This is a genomic window from uncultured Flavobacterium sp. (assembly GCF_963974175.1).
Lineage (GTDB): Bacteria > Bacteroidota > Bacteroidia > Flavobacteriales > Flavobacteriaceae > Flavobacterium.
This window is the reverse complement of record NZ_CAXBBR010000003.1, coordinates 235,406-248,893: the sequence shown is the minus strand read 5'-3', so window position 1 is coordinate 248,893 and position 13,488 is coordinate 235,406. Positions and strand designations below refer to the sequence as shown.

Sequence of the window (13,488 nt, the reverse complement as noted above, 5' to 3'; positions counted from 1 at the left end):
TAATTGGGGCTTATTTTATTAATACAAATGGGTGATTGACATTGACAATAGTTCCGTAAAAAGTTTCACCACTGACCTTACAGAAGTAATTACCGTTTTCCGCATTCTGTCCTTTTATTTTACCATCCCATCCTCGTAAAATTTCCCCTGTTTCTGAATATATCAGCGAACCCCAGGTGTCATAGATATCCAAGCGAACGTTTTTTAAAGCCTTAGTTACGGGTCTTAATGTGTCATTAATGTTATCATTGTTTGGAGTAAAAGCGTTCGGAACTACCAATAAATATCCTTTTTCAACGATAAAGGTGATTTTTTGCACATATATGCATCCGAAAGGGTAGGTTACCGTTTGGGTTACAACATAATCTTTTGGATTTATGAAGGTATGCACCGGGTTAGGTTCTGCAGAAACGCTGCCGTCTCCAAAATCCCAAGCCACGCTAATATAATCTCCTGTGGCAGTATTGGTGAACTGAATCGGATCATTTATGGAATAATTGCCATAAGAGGAATAGAAATATGAACTTGTATTGTAGGAAGGTGTACCAAGGGATTGCAACTTAACATTGAAGGAGTAATTTGCTTTACATCCAATAGCATCAGTTACGTAAAGTATCGCAGTTCCATTTTGACTGGTATTCATAATTTCGTTGTTCGCACCACTAACGGTTCCGCTTGACCACTCGAACAAGTAGGGAGGAACACCGCCAGAAACTTGGGCTACAAAATTTTGTTTGATGTATTTAGCAGCACAGTCAAATTCGGTTTTGGTGACCACCCCAATTACTATAGCTGGTGGCCTGTTGATACTGTATTGCGCCTGTTGTGAGCAACCATTAGCGTCTTTTACAGTAACCATATAGTTTCCTGCGGGGATATTGGCTAAATCTTCAGTTGTAGCACCGTTAGACCAGGCATAGCTAAATGGAGCTGTACCGCCAGCAACAAGGAGGTTTATCGCCCCGCTATTGGCATTGTCACAATCAAAGGCATTGGTGACATTGGCCGAAAGAACTAATAATTGAGGTTCCAATATGATAAAAGTTCTTTTGATCGTACAAGGCTTGCTGTCAACAATTGTTACTGTGTAAGAACCAGGCCCCAAATTATTTCTGACATTTCCAGCCGTGGCATTATCATCCCACACCAGTTTCACGGGAGCGATACCACCCACTAGATTTAGATTAATACTACCATTATTATTACCAAAACAACTGATGTTTTTAACAACCGGATTGATTGTGAAAATGGGCGCTTCGGGGATATTTACATTCAATGTTTTTACACAATTATTAGAATCTGTAACGGTAATCAAATAATCCCCAGCGGATAGATTGTCCTGGAAAGTACTACTTCCTAGATTACTCCATAATATTTGATAGGGTGCAAGACCGCCAGATACGGCAATTCTAATGGATGCATCGTTATCGCCATAACAGATAATGGGAGTTGTGGTCGCGGTAATAATAATTTCAGATGGTTGGCTTAAGGTAACACTTAATGTTTTTGAACAACCCGAATTATCGGTTACTACCAAATTATATGTTCCAGCTGCAATGGCGTCTAAGTCTTTATTGGAACTTGTAAAACCATTTGGTCCTGTCCAAGCATAGTTGTAGGGTGCTGTGCCACCAACAACATTTATAGCAATTGCTCCGGTTGGATGTCCTGAACACAATAAATCGGTTTTACTAGTTAGCGTTACATCCAAAATAGGAGGTTCAGTTATAGTAAAAGAGGCTGTTTTAGGACCGCAATTTTTAGCATCAGAAACTGAAAGGACATATATTCCAGGAGCTAAATTAGCTAAGTCTTCTGCGATTGAATAAGGGCTTCCGTTTTTCGTCCAAGCGTAAGAATAGTTCAAGGTACCGCCCGAGACTGTGATTGCAACTGAACCATCTGCCTTATTAAAACAACTAACATTTTTATGCAAATCAGTACCAATAATAATATCATTAGGTTCTGTGATCGTATAGGTTTTAGTAATAGGACAACCACCAGCATCTGAAATGGAAAGGTCATAATTCCCAGGAGCCAAATTTGAAATGTTAGACGCAGATGAGTTAAATCCGTTTGGTCCGGTCCAACTGTAGGTGTAAGATGGCCCTGTACTGAATGGTATTCCTCCAGTGCTACTAGTTTGAATTTCACCATTGTTGGCACCAAAACAAGTACTGTTTGTTAAAGTAACAGTAGATGAAATGGAAGGGTTTACGGTAACCATAATTGTAAATGTATTGCCTTTGCAAAGTCCGGAAATTGGTGTAACCGTATAGGAAACAGTAGCAGGATTTGAAGAGGAATTTACTAATGTTTGGCTTATTGTCGGTTGAGGCGTTGGTTGAGATACTGCGCCTGTAATTACACCAAATGGAGAAACAATAGGGGTTGTCCAACTGAATAAAGTGTTATTTGGAACGATATCCCCGGCAGAATTTTGCGGAGCGACTGTAAATGAATTTCCGCTACATATTAGTGTTGTTTTTGAGGATATAACAGGGTTTTGATTGATTACCACCTCAGCAATTGAAGATGTTAAATTAGAACAGCCGCCTGATGACAGTGTGATGACACAGTAATAGTAGGCAGTACCAACGACAGTATTGGGAGGACTAAAGTTAGCCGTTGTTGCAGTAGTAATTGCTGTACCTCCAGTCAAAGTGTTGGTAGTATTAGAGTACCATTGATAAGAGGCTGTTCCTACTCCATTGCTATAAGCTACCGATAGGGTTGGAGGAGTTCCGCCTAAACATGAAGTACTCGAATCTGGTTGCTTTGTAATTGTTGCTGTAGAATTTACAATAATTGCTGCGGTTGTACTTGTAACGCTGCAACCTAATGTGCTATTTTGGACGACTATACAATAATAATATTTTGTGCCAATGACATTGGTAGGTGGAGAAAAACTGCTGTTAGTAGCATCGGCAATTACTGTGCCGCCAGAATTTGAATTTGTTGTCTTGCTATACCATTGATAGGAAAATGCTCCATTACCGCCAGTTGCATTAACCTCTAAATTTGCCGGAGTGGCCCCTAGACATAAATTTTGTGAGGAGATTGGTTGCGATGAGATTATAGGGTCAGCATAGATAATAATTTCGGCTACATTGCTTGTTGCGGGTACACAGCCATTCCCGTTTAATGATACTACTGCATAGAAAAAATAGTTGCCAGGGGCTGTAAAAATAGGCATTGTATATGTGGAGCTTGTTGCTCCAGTGATTTCAGTTCCTGTTGTTGTATTATTAGTATTATTCGAATACCATTGGTAGGAAGAATTTCCCGTTCCTCCGGTATTGTTGATTGATAGAGGTGAGGGTATGGTAACGCCAACGCAAAGATTCTGAGTAGTTAAAGGTTGTGAAGTTATTGTAGCATTAGCCAGTATCGTTACCGCTGCAGTGTTAGACTTAATTTCTGAACATCCTCCAGAAGATAAGGTAATAACGCAATAGTAATATATTTTACCTGCAATGGTCGATGGAGGAGTGTAGTTTGAATTGGTTTCTCCAGTGATAACAGTACCACTACTTGTATTATTGTCTGTATTTGAATACCATTGATACATTGGAGTACTAGTAGCCCCACTAACAGTAACAGACAGAACATTGGGAGTTCCTCCTAGACAAATGGTACTAGAAAGCGGTTGAGTTATGGTAGGTGCCGAATTTACTGTAAACAATTCTGTAGTTTTACAATTACTAGAATTGGTATAAGTAATGGTTGTGGTTCCTCCCGAAATTCCTGTTACTAAGCCAGTCGAACTAATAGTTGCTACTGATGGATTGGAAGATGTCCAAGGACTAGTTGTAGCGGCAGTTGTCGAACCCGTTAATTGTGAAGTGAATCCAACACATGAAAATAGATTTCCTGTTATTGTAGGCGAAGGATTGATTGTAAAAGTTTTATTAGTTGCTGTCGTTGTTCCACATTCATTTGTAACTGACAATGAAACAGTGAAAGTTCCTGTGGTAGCATAACTAATAGTTTCAGGAATTGCAGAAGTTGAAGTTGTTGGTAAACCTCCTGGAAAACTCCAAGCATAGGTTAGGGCTTGGGTACCGCAATTAGTGGTACTTGCCGCAGGAGTAATAGATGTCGTTGGTTGCGATTGACAAAGAGAGGTAATTGGATTAATACTTACTGTTGGTGGTTTTTTTACCGTTACAACTTGTGTTGCTATTTGTGGAGTAGAACAGGCATTTCTTGCTGTAAGCTTAATGGTATAGGTTCCCGGTTCCGTGAAATTGAAAGAAGCATTTGTTGTAGTTTGATTTGGAATAGGTGTAATGTTGGTGCCACAATAGGCAGAAGCATAGGTTACACTCCAAACATAGGATGGAGGACTACAAGAATTTGTTGCTATGGTGGTGGTGTTCGTTGCTGTTGTTGTGAGAGCAGAGCAGCCAGAGTAGTTATTTAGAGTAAAAGAGGGGACAAGAGGCGGTTCTATGCAGATTGTCTTTACTTTTGTATCAAAACCACATCTGTTCGCTGTTTTTATCGTAATGGTATATGTTCCGGAATTAGAAAAATTAAGGCACAGGGTATTTGAACCTGCTACCCATAAGTTAGGGTCCGAAGAGTTAAAGTCATTACCCAAACTTCCGCTATTTATAGAATAACCTGTAGATGGAGAAATGGTCCAAGTTATTTTTGCGGAGGAATTGCAAGTACCACTGTTAATTTCATTTGCTCCAGTTGATATATTTGTCATACAAACTGTCGTACCAGTACATGCAGATGGTGGAAGTGTAAAGTCCGCAACTGGTGCTGTTGAGACATAAATAGGCACAACACCAACAGAGGATGTGTTACACGGATTTGTGGCGACGATATTTGCAGAGAAAGAATTTGGATACGAATTGCTTCCATCAGAACTAGTTATCCCACATGAAGATTTTAAAAAAGTGTGAGTTACACTAGACGGTGGTGGATGATTAAAAACTTCTGGCGGGGATCCATCATTAAATGTTACTGTATAAGTTGTTCCAGGAGGATTATTAGTTGTCCCAGTAATAGGGAAAGTAAGGGAACTTGAATTGCAAATATCTGTATTTCCAGGATTTCCTAAAGAGACGGCAGGATTTGAACCAACAAAAACAATATAATTTTTAACTGTATCACATCCATTACTTCCCTTAATAGTATAAACAAGTTTCCAAAGACCTATAGGATATGTGTGAGATACGGTTGACCATGAGGTTGAATTAAAATCAGTTGTCCCATCACCCCAATTTATCGAGTAATTGGTATTAAGAGTAGACGTTGATGTTGCGTTAGAAAAAGTAAATGTTGAAGTGGTATTACTACAGATTTTAAAAACAGGGAGTCCGGTAAATACGCTTCCAGATCCAGTCCCTCCCAAAGTTGCATCTGGAGAAGCTTTTACAGTGACAATCGCACTGTCAGAGCTAGGTTGTGTGGTAATAGGGATACTGGCGTCTTGAACACTAATTAAATTGTAATTTAGCGTTGTAACCGTTGCTGTTGAGATATTTAGCGTAACCGAATTAGTGGTTGCTGTTGTCACAATCGTTAAATTGCTACCGCCGTTAATTTTGTAAGTAAAAGTATAAGGAGCTGTTCCCCCTGAGCCTGTAAACGTTATTTGTGGTTGTGCTGCATTTTGACAAACAGTTGTTGTTCCTGAAATAGTTGCGGAAGGCACTGCTAAATTATTCAAAATACTTAAGGAAGCTCCGGTCTTTTTCGTTTTCTCAATGTATGTGTCACTATTTCTAGCACTTAAAACACATCCGTTATTTACTAGGATGAAAAAAAATATAATCTTGTAAAGGATTTTCATAAAGGTATTTTGCTGCTAGGGTAATTATATTTCAATCTTAAATATTAATGTTCAAACTTACGATTTATATGAACCCGTTTCTTACGGTTTCCCGTAATTGAATCGTTTTATTGCAAAAAGAACTACGAAGCATTTGCTATGAATTCTTATTTTAATTTTGATGCAAGGTTTTTGATAGCTTCACTAACCTTTTTTTGGACCACTTTTCCGTAACTTTCCTGAGTGATTGTCATGTTTGAATGACCTAGTAGTTCTGAAACGATTTCCATTGGTACATCATTGTATAGTAAAACTGTTGAAGCAAATGTTTTCCTGGCTGTGTGGTGTGTGATTCTTTTATCGATTTCTGTTATAGATGCAATCTCTTTTAAATAAGCATTGAATTTCTGATTACTTATAGCAGGGAATACGGAATTACTATCTATTAAATATTTATCGATAATCTCTTGTGCTTTTGGGAGTATTGGAATGGATATTTGGCGTTGTGTTTTTTCACGCTTCATCTGGATCCAATTCATGTTGTCAAAACCGATTTGGATATTTTTTATTTTAAGATGCGCCATTTCATTGTAAGCTAATCCTGTGTAGCAACAAAAAATGAATAAGTCCTGGATTATCCTCAATCTTTCTGGAGTAAATGTGGACCCTTCAATGTTTTGGAGTTCTTCTGTAGTAAGGAAAATAACATCTTTGTGGAACTTTTTAGATTTATATAGTATAAATGGGTCTCTATCTAAATAACCTTCTGAAATAGCTTGTTTGATAGGTGTTCTGAGCCTTTGAATGATTTTGTTGATAGTGATTTGCTTTATGCTTTTCTCTGTCTTTAAATAGTAGTCAAAATCATCGAGAAACCGCAAGCTTAATTCCTTTAAAGGATAATCTAATTTTTTAAATTGCCACTTTATGAATGCTTCTAAATGATTTCCAACATATACGAATTTTTGATAGGTATTTTGTTTTATTTCTATTCCAACTAGTTTCTGTATTCGTGAAACATATTTCCTGTAACAAGACAATATATATTCTTCCTTTCTAATTGGTATACCTTTGTACTCATTAAAGATATTATCTAGTTTACATGGAATTCCCTGAAGTTGAAATATCAAAATAATATTGTAAATCTTGACTTGGATACGCTCTAATTGCGCATTTATATATTGGTGGTTTGGCTCTAGTATTGTTACTTTTTGGAGTTTGCTTCCCCAATATTGTGGATTTACAAGAAGCCCAGTATTAAACTGTTTTCGTTCTTTGTTTAATGTTATTCTACAATATAATGGACATAAGCCTCTTTGATTGGTTCTGGCGGTACTTATTATAAACAGTATTGTGATTTTTTCGTTGTGCATGTTTCCAATGTTTTAAGTTAAAAATGAGGTATAACTACACAAATTTAAAGGCATTGGAAAACAATAGATTGGCTATTTAATGTATTGTGATAATCTATAATATAATTTGGCCTGTTGATTATGGTATTATCTCTGCTAAGAGGTATCCACTTTGAAGACGCCATAATTGGTTTTCATTGAAGACGAGCCGGAGGGAGGGGGATGTTGTTTTGAAACCCCTCTTTCTTTTGGGGATCATGTAAATAAGTGTTTAAATGATCACTTTATTCTGACACCTGTTGGAGCAGGGAAATCTTTGCCAAGATGATTAAATAACTGTCTTACTTTAGAACGCCAATTTAATCTAACTAATGGCCAGGGTTTACTGCTTTCTAATACTTCTATCCTATCGCTTAAGTGTGAAGGTCTGTTCTGTTTTGAAATTTTTACACTATCGAATTCTAAAAGTAATTCAGGTTTGTCTATTGGATTTATTTCGTTATCTAAATCAAAAATTGTCCTATGCTCCGATTGGTTGAATTTTTCTGATTTGATTCTGAATTGATCGAATAATTCTATTAAAGGCATTTCATCAGTTATATAGTCTAAATCGTAAATGTCTTTCTTAGCAAAACGATTTGAAGCACTCATTAATTTGAATAAACCAATGTCTGTTTTATGAATTACTCGAATACCATCAAATACTTCTGGAATAAATAAGCATTTCATATTTTGCAAAAACTCCACTTTTATAACTTGATCTTCTTTTGAAATAAACATTTTTTAAAATAGAAATTGTTCGTTAAGTTCTGTATTTAGGAGCATTGTATTTACTTGCTTCTTACCATAAAGGTTTTCAACTTCTTCTATAATTTGGTCAAAACCAATTCTTCCAATGATTAGCGGAGCGATAAAATCGATGTCAATTGATATGCGATGGTTGTATCTTAAAGCCAAATCTGTACCACCACCTAATGCAAATTGCGAGATGCTTGATAAATTTTGTAAGTCTAAGATAGTTTGTTTTAGAATGGGACCTACTGCACTCATACTTGTTTGAAACGTGCAAAAGTGGGTACATTGTATCTTTTTGCTACCATTGCACAAACTTCGTTGCTAATACGCTCTTTTGTAGTTTTGAGGTATTTAAGAATTAGTATTTTGGAATAATACTGTTCTAATTTAACAATATCTGTTGCAAAAGTTTCTTGGTTTGTGGCAAACAAAGCTCTTGGGATTATAATATCCTTGTCTCTGGAAAGACTAAGTTTACTATGATCCATATCCCAAAATAAATGTTTGGGAAAAATTGTCGCTATGTTTACTGATTGTTTCACGATACAAAATTAGTATTTTTTTTTAATAACATTCGTTAATAAATGTTTAAATAGCTCTTAAAAAGAGTATTAACCTATGTAATAACTCAAATTTGAAGGTCTGAAAGACATTGCTTGTTCGCTAACTTTAAAAAGTTTGGCAAGATGTTTAATTACATCATCAATATTTTCATGACAATTACTGATTTCACGTTTTTATTCCTATATAAATTAGTCTAAATTTATTGTTCGAATTTTGGGAGACAGTATAAAATTCAAAATCAATCTGTTTCAAATATTGTCATGTAGGTTGCTTTTTTTTAATTTAAAAGATTCCCTATTCTAGGAAATATCGTCTTTAAAAGGTAAAGTGTTTAAATCTAAAAGTAGGAAAAATATTGTTTATATAATTTTATCATGTATTTAGTCGGTTTTATTTGTAGTTTAAGGTGTAAAAAAGTAAATTAGCACTTCAATTAAAACTCATGACGCTTTTAAATAAGTTTCTAGAAATTACTTTAAACGTTTAGTTAAAAGAGTTGGGTATACTAGAAATATTCAGAGTATTTAATGTGTAGTAAAAAGAGACAGTTAAAAAAAGTGTATAAAAAATGGAAACAGACAATAAGCAAGACAAGATGTTCTTATTCATAGGTGTGTTTTTTGTTGCCGCTATGAGTTTATCGACAGTTATTTTAATAGTGTTTTTTTTATTAAATTTATGATTTTTCATAATAAGTCTGGTTATTCGTGGGTAAACTGGTTCTTCGTCAATTTTGGTAAAAAAGGCGCAAATTAGATAAAACCATTTTTCTTAATAATTAGAAGCTAGGCCTTCCATAAATCATTCTTTTGATATTCTTAAGACGATTAACCTGACCTTTCACTTGTCCGTTGCTACAAGTGCTAACTACTGCATAGTTAACAGCATCATAATCTTGGACAGTTTACCCTGGAATACCCATCTAAACTTATGTGTTTAGCAACAGTTTTTCTGCTTATTTTTAAAGCATCCGAAATGGCCCTTTTTTAAAACCCCAGTTGCTTTAACTCTTTGATTTTGTTAAAATTATAGGTTGTTACTGGATTGATTCTGGTACTCTTGTTATTATAATTAGGTGTAGTTTTGTTTACTTTCGTTTGTTTTGCCGACTCCTTCTGCAATAAGTACTGGTTTTATCTGTATATCCAGTTTAAAAATGGCAACGAATAAATTTTGTTTCTTAAGGTAAAAATTAACTTTTTTGGGAAAAAAGTTAAAAAGTCTAATGGCAGCTAATATTTATCATAAAACATTTTTTTTACTTATAATTTTAATAAATAAAAACTGAGATAAGGTAATTACTGTTTTTAATCTTCTTATAGAGCCCCGTTAGTTATTCTATTATTGATTCGTCGTAAAATTCAAAATAATCGATAAAATACGTATTTAATCGATAAACTTACGTTTTTTATGAATTTCGCAAGCTTTTACTGTCATAAAAAATAATTTAAACATTGTAGACTGAGTTTTATTGTATATTTTTGTTTTAATTATATTAATCTTTAATCTTTAATCTGAATTATGAAATTAAAAATTATTTTTTTTAGTTTGTTTTTTTTATTTGCAACAGCTTCCGTTTCTGCACAAGATAAAAAGTTGTCTACCAGTATTATCAGTTCTACGGCAGCGATAAAAAAGTATCACGAAATGAGAGAGCTGCAGGGAATGAAAAAAGGGGAGTTGATGGAATTATATATAGAACGTATAAATGTTCTTGTGAAGACATTACCTTATATTGCCTTAGTTACTAAACCAGGTATTACTTTGGCTGATTTAGGAATTCCTAATGATAATATAAAGGCCTTGACCCGACAAGCTGAAAGTACTAGCGAGTTCCTTGAAGTGACGGTGGAGTTTCAAAGGAGAATGGTTCCCTATGCAGACACAAATAATTTGATAGCGGCCATTTTGTTTTATGAAAACACAATGAAACTATTACATGAATTCAATGAAATGTAAAGATTATTAATTTAGTTGTCTTTTTAAATTTTGATAAGAGTAATGTAGGAATAATTGACACTCCTTATCGATGAATTTTGAAATCACTTAGAAGGTCGTAATTACTTTTTTCAGGAATACTCTAAAGATAAACTCCAACTATTTAACTTATAGTGCCAATGAAAAGCATATCACAAATTGTATATATGGTCTTTTTTATAGTTTTTAGCGTAAACGCGCAGCAAGAAAGAGGGATAATTGGGTCCGGCAATTGGTTAAACAATTGGACAGAATTCAAGCCCTATAAGCAAGATTATGGGGAAGCCAATCGGATTTTGGCGGGTAATATTTCTGTTAATACAAGATTAGAAAAGAAAAATATTTATTTATTGCAGGGAAGTGTTTATGTTATTAATAATGCGACTCTTACTATCGATCCGGGTACGGTGATCATTTGTGACTCTGGATCTAGGGCTTCTCTTATTATTACAAAAGGAGCTACTATAATTGCCGAAGGATTAGAAACAGACCCAATTGTTTTTACCTCTAACAAAAACCTTAAAAAAGCGGGAGATTGGGGCGGTATAATCGTATTAGGAGATGCGCCAACTAATAAATTAGGAGGTGTTTCATCTGTGAAATTTGATTTGAATTTGGCTTTAACCACTTTTGGGGGATTGAATACCAGTAGTAATTCTGGTATTTTAAAATTTGTAAGGATAGAGTTTGCAGGTGCAAAATTGAAAGGGACCGATAATTTTAACTCTTTGCTATTAGCTGGTGTAGGAAACAAAACCGTAATAGAAAATGTAATGGTGAGTTATTCAGGAGGTGATTCTTTTGAAATATTGGGAGGGGACCTTAAATTAATTAAGATGGTCTCATTTAAATCAAGTAGTGATGATTATAAATTTAATTACGGTACACAATGTAGTATTGATAATTCCTTAGCGATTCGTTCATCATTTTTGTCAAGTAATAAAGGTTCCCGATGCATTGATATTGCTTCTTATGATAAAAAAGAAGAAGTTGATTTTAATAAAAAACAAACATCGGTGATTGCAACTAATTTAACATTGGTTAACGATAGTGAAAATATAAGTGCCGATATTCAATCAGGTTTAATAAAAGAGGCGGTATATGTTGCTGAAAACGCTTCAATAGACTTTAAAAGGAGTGTGATTTCCGGATTTAACCCTGCTGTATTATTGGAAAATAAGATTGAAGTTAATGATGCAAATCTAAAGAGAATAAAATTTCAGGAAATGTATTTCAACTTTTGCAAAGGTAATATTTTTACGGAATTTAATTCTGACAACGAAGATTTAGAAAGCTGGTACGGGAATAGTATTTTTTCTAATGTTTATTCAAAAAGTGACAATAAGGAAACCTTTATTGACTTTTCGAATGATAAAAGACCTGATTTTAGATTAAAAATAGGAAAGATTGTGGCTTCAAATGTTGATAAATAGTTTCTAGGACAATTTTAGGTTTAAAAACGTATGAATGTAACATATAATAAATTACATTTTAGTTATAATTGTTAATTATGCTAAATAAAGATCAGTTTAAGAATGGCTACTATAATAAAAAAAAGATTTTTTTGTTTTTTGTTTTTTGCTCTTGCCGCAGCAACTGATGGCTTTGCTCAAATAACGATTGGTAAACCTACGCTTAGTTTTACTCAAATTTGTGCAGACGCTGATTATAATACTCAAGTGCCTATTTTGTCTAAGGTAACTTTTACTTTTAGTCCACAATCGGCTTTAAGTTCAACCAATCAATTTATTGTAGAATTATCGGATGCAACTGGAAGTTTTTCTAATCCTATAATTTTGGTTAGTTCTGATGTTGGAGCTGTTAGTGGTTCTCCAGCTACTTTAGGATTTCGGATTCCCACTAACATAGCAGGAGAAGCCTATAAAATAAGAATACGGAGTACCACTCCAGCATCTACCAGCCCAGATTCGAATACGTTTTCGGCCTATTATCAGATACAAAACGCGCCTTTTTCCATCAATAATTTTGTAGAAACTGCCACTTATTGCGCAGGAGGAAGTTATGTTTTAAGGATAGATAATCCTGGGACGGGCACTAATGATTCGCCATTAAAGTATCCTTCGTTGACCTATAATTGGTTTAGGGATAATGGTAATTCGGTTGCTCCTACATTATTAGTAAGTGCCAGTACGGGTAGTTATACAGTAACACAAGCCGGAAAATATTATGTAGAGACTAATTATGGTTCTTGTACTTCCAATTCTTATTCTAACAGGGTAACCGTTTCTGAGTCCGCCGCACAAGTTTCGAGCATAACTTCTAACAAAGGAAATCCCTTTTGTGCTTCTGAAGGTACAACAACACTCAGTACACAAGCCGCTAACAGCTATCAATGGTTTCTTGACGACCTAAAAATTGAAGGAGCAACTGCGAATACTTATGAAGCGAGTAAAGCGGGCTTATATGTTGTAAAAGTAGATTTTGGAGGATGTATTACTAATGCGTCGATTAATTTACAGAAAATACAATTTTTGAGCGCTATCAATTTGTCAGGAACAAATACAATAAAAGAAGGGGAAACAAAAACAGTAATCACAACAACAACCGCTGAAAATCCTGCTTACCAGTGGTTTTTAAACGATGTGTTAATTGATGGTGCTAATGGTGCCACTTTTGATGCAACAACGGCAGGGGATTATAAGGTTGTTATTACTCAAACGAGTAGTTGTAGAGCTTCTAATGAATTTCTTTTCACTATTGAATACCCTATTATTGATAGGGATGTCGTTTTGATTCCTAATTTTATAAGCCCTAATGGAGATGGGATAAATGATACTTGGGTGATCCCTCAGGAATATTTAAGCGGAACAAATACTGAAGTATTATTGATGAGTTCCACAGGCGAACAAATATTGAAGACAAATAATTATCAAAATAATTGGCCTGAGAATATGATGGATTTTAAAAATGTAAATCCGGTCTATTATTATATCATTAGTACGCAGGGTAAAAAAGTGAAGAAAGGTTCAATAACCGTAATAAAATAAC

8 protein-coding genes are annotated in these 13,488 nt (G+C 34.8%); 3 read left to right on the top strand and 5 right to left on the bottom strand.

The genetic code is table 11. From position 1 onward, the window contains the following. Nucleotides 1–10: 10 nt before the first annotated feature. The 5 genes from AAC069_RS06300 to AAC069_RS06280 all read right to left on the bottom strand — a co-directional run bounded on the left by AAC069_RS06300 (nucleotide 11) and on the right by AAC069_RS06280 (nucleotide 8,426). The gene (locus AAC069_RS06300) at nucleotides 11–5,812 is read right to left on the bottom strand and encodes a PKD domain-containing protein (protein ID WP_339919629.1); all 5,802 of its coding nucleotides are present in this window, start codon (nucleotides 5,810–5,812) and stop codon (nucleotides 11–13) included. 146 nt (nucleotides 5,813–5,958) lie between these two features. Next, nucleotides 5,959–7,164: a site-specific integrase gene (locus AAC069_RS06295; RefSeq protein ID WP_339919628.1), complete on the bottom strand. Its 1,206-nt coding sequence runs from the start codon at nucleotides 7,162–7,164 to the stop codon at nucleotides 5,959–5,961. A 258-nt stretch (nucleotides 7,165–7,422) separates the two neighbouring features. Next, nucleotides 7,423–7,872: a hypothetical protein gene (locus AAC069_RS06290; protein WP_339919625.1), complete on the bottom strand. Its 450-nt coding sequence runs from the start codon at nucleotides 7,870–7,872 to the stop codon at nucleotides 7,423–7,425. 54 nt (nucleotides 7,873–7,926) lie between these two features. Further along, nucleotides 7,927–8,193 carry a nucleotidyl transferase AbiEii/AbiGii toxin family protein gene (locus tag AAC069_RS06285; protein WP_339919624.1) on the bottom strand — a complete coding sequence of 89 codons (267 nt, stop codon included), beginning with the start codon at nucleotides 8,191–8,193 and terminating at the stop codon, nucleotides 7,927–7,929. Beyond that, nucleotides 8,190–8,426: a hypothetical protein gene (locus AAC069_RS06280; protein ID WP_339919623.1), complete on the bottom strand. Its 237-nt coding sequence runs from the start codon at nucleotides 8,424–8,426 to the stop codon at nucleotides 8,190–8,192. Before AAC069_RS06280 ends, AAC069_RS06285 begins: the two co-directional genes overlap by 4 nt. 1,597 nt (nucleotides 8,427–10,023) lie before the next feature. Between AAC069_RS06280 and AAC069_RS06275 the strand changes: the two genes are divergently transcribed. The 3 genes from AAC069_RS06275 (at nucleotide 10,024) to AAC069_RS06265 (ending at nucleotide 13,487) form a co-directional block, all read left to right on the top strand. Further along, entirely contained in the window at nucleotides 10,024–10,461 is a 438-nt protein-coding gene (locus AAC069_RS06275; protein WP_339919621.1) for a hypothetical protein, read from the top strand. A 158-nt stretch (nucleotides 10,462–10,619) separates the two neighbouring features. Continuing rightward, nucleotides 10,620–11,912, top strand: coding sequence for a hypothetical protein (locus AAC069_RS06270; RefSeq protein ID WP_339919620.1), 1,293 nt, complete (start codon nucleotides 10,620–10,622; stop codon nucleotides 11,910–11,912). A gap of 102 nt (nucleotides 11,913–12,014) precedes the next feature. Further along, nucleotides 12,015–13,487 (top strand): gliding motility-associated C-terminal domain-containing protein, encoded by a 1,473-nt coding sequence (locus tag AAC069_RS06265; protein WP_339919619.1) that lies wholly within the window; start codon nucleotides 12,015–12,017, stop codon nucleotides 13,485–13,487. Nucleotide 13,488: the final 1 nt, after the last annotated feature.

Coding starts and splice junctions, on each gene's coding strand:
- AAC069_RS06295 (WP_339919628.1), bottom strand. CDS start 7,164: ATGCACAACGAAAAAATCACAATACTGTTTATAATAAGTACCGCCAGA.
- AAC069_RS06290 (WP_339919625.1), bottom strand. CDS start 7,872: ATGAAATGCTTATTTATTCCAGAAGTATTTGATGGTATTCGAGTAATT.
- AAC069_RS06275 (WP_339919621.1), top strand. CDS start 10,024: ATGAAATTAAAAATTATTTTTTTTAGTTTGTTTTTTTTATTTGCAACA.
- AAC069_RS06300 (WP_339919629.1), bottom strand. CDS start 5,812: ATGAAAATCCTTTACAAGATTATATTTTTTTTCATCCTAGTAAATAAC.
- AAC069_RS06280 (WP_339919623.1), bottom strand. CDS start 8,426: ATGGATCATAGTAAACTTAGTCTTTCCAGAGACAAGGATATTATAATC.
- AAC069_RS06285 (WP_339919624.1), bottom strand. CDS start 8,193: ATGAGTGCAGTAGGTCCCATTCTAAAACAAACTATCTTAGACTTACAA.
- AAC069_RS06265 (WP_339919619.1), top strand. CDS start 12,015: ATGGCTACTATAATAAAAAAAAGATTTTTTTGTTTTTTGTTTTTTGCT.
- AAC069_RS06270 (WP_339919620.1), top strand. CDS start 10,620: ATGAAAAGCATATCACAAATTGTATATATGGTCTTTTTTATAGTTTTT.